Raw genomic sequence first — 1,876 nt, forward strand, 5'->3', positions numbered from 1 at the left:
CGAGATAAACCCCCCCTATTACACACTCTTCCCCAACCCCCCGCTCTCCCGTTCTGGACCGGCCGCTGGGGGGGGGGGGCCCCGGGGTGGGGGGGGGGGCCCCCCCCCCGGGGGGGCCCCGCCTGCGGGGCGCCCCCCGACTCGCCCGACCGCCAGGCGACTTCGGCCTCCTCCCCGGTCGACGTGGCCCGGGCCGCCGCTTTCGCCCACGCGTCGGCCACCGGGGTCGGCCCCGGTGACACCCTGCGGGCGACGGACGTCATGACGGACCCGGACGGCAAGCGGCACGTCCGTTTCGTCCGCAGTCATCAGGGACTCCCGGTGCTCGGCGGCGACCTCGTGATCCATCTCGGCGGGCAGTCGGCCTATCTCGGCGTGACCCGGGCCGCCGACCACAGTGTCAAGCCGTCCACCACCGAGGCGAAGCTCACGGCCGGGCAGGCCGAGCAGAAGGCCGCCGAGGCCGCCGAGGGCGACGCGGGCACCGCTCAACTCGTCGTGGACGCACGGGACGGCGCGGCCGCCCTCGCCTATCAGGTACGGGTGACGGACAGCGGTACCACGTCGGCCGGCGGTTCCCGCACGGTCGTCGTGGACGCGCGGACCGGCCGGATCCGCAGCAACACCCCCGACAGCGACGAGTTCATCTCGCCGTCCCTGCGGGACAAGCTGCGCGAGCGGGATGAGACGGCGAACCCCGTGACGGGTACGGCCGCGCAGCCGGCCAGTCTCTTCGCGGCCACGGCGGTGGCGGTCCACTACCCGGTCACCGCCACCGGCACCGGCGCCTCCCTCTTCGTCGGAAAGGTGACGCTGACCACCACCCGTACCGCGCGCACCAGTTATCTCCTCAAGGACCCGACCCGGTGGAACACCGAGACCCGGGACGCCGGCGGCCGGGAGCTGGAATCCTTCACGCGGGGCAAGAAGTTCACCAGCACCACCGACAAGTGGGGCACGGGCACGACCGCCGACCGGGCCACCGTCGCGGTCGACGCGCAGTACGGCGTGACCAAGACGCTGGACTTCTACAAGAAGACCTTCGGCCGCAAGGGCATCAAGAACAACGGCACCGGTGCCCGCGCGATGGTCCACTTCGGCAAGAAGGTCGGCAACGCCTTCTGGGACTCGACCTGCGGCTGCATGTTGTACGGCGACGGTGACGGCGACATGTTCAAGAAGCCGCTCGTCGTCCTCGACGTCACCGGGCACGAACTGACCCACGGCGTCGTCGACGCCACCGCCGCACTCGAACCCACCCGGGTGGACCGGGACGGCAACCAGTACGGCGAGCCGGGCGCCCTCAACGAGTCGCTCGCCGACATCTTCGGCTCGAACGTGGAGTTCACCGCGAACAACCCGAAGAACCCGCCGAACTACCTCATGGGCGAGAAACTGGGTCTCGCCCAGAAGTTCCTGCGCCGTCTCGACCACCCCTCCCTGGACAAGCTGGAGGGCACGATCGACTACTGGTCGCCGGCGGCATACGACGCCGAGGTCCACGCGGGCTCCGGTGTCTCCTCGCACGCCTACTACCTGCTCGCCGAGGGCAGCGGCCGCAAGACGATCGGCACCGTGAAGTACGAGTCGCCGACGTACGACGGTTCGCCGGTGGCCGGAATCGGCCGGGCCAAGGCCACCGCGATCTTCTATCGCGCGCTGACCCGCTACATGGTCTCCACGACCGACTTCCACGACGCGCGGACCGCCACGCTCAAAGCCGCCGCCGACATGTACGGCGCGACCGGCGCCGAGTACCGGGCCGTGGACAAGGCGTGGGCTGCCGTCAACGTGACGACCGCCAACACGCCCGCCGCCGGGCGCTGACGGAGCACGCGAAGGGGCCCCGCCGCACGGCGGGGCCCCTTCGCCGTCC

The 1,876-nt window shown here is 71.3% G+C and carries 1 protein-coding gene; it reads left to right on the plus strand.

Annotated elements, in window-relative coordinates; translation table 11 throughout:
* Positions 1 to 183: 183 nt before the first annotated feature.
* Positions 184 to 1,827, plus strand: coding sequence for a M4 family metallopeptidase (locus ABZV34_RS39010; protein ID WP_356287899.1), 1,644 nt, complete (start codon positions 184 to 186; stop codon positions 1,825 to 1,827).
* Positions 1,828 to 1,876 lie beyond the last annotated feature (49 nt).

Source organism: Streptomyces sp. NPDC005195 (assembly GCF_040608315.1).
Classification (GTDB): domain Bacteria; phylum Actinomycetota; class Actinomycetes; order Streptomycetales; family Streptomycetaceae; genus Streptomyces; species Streptomyces kaempferi.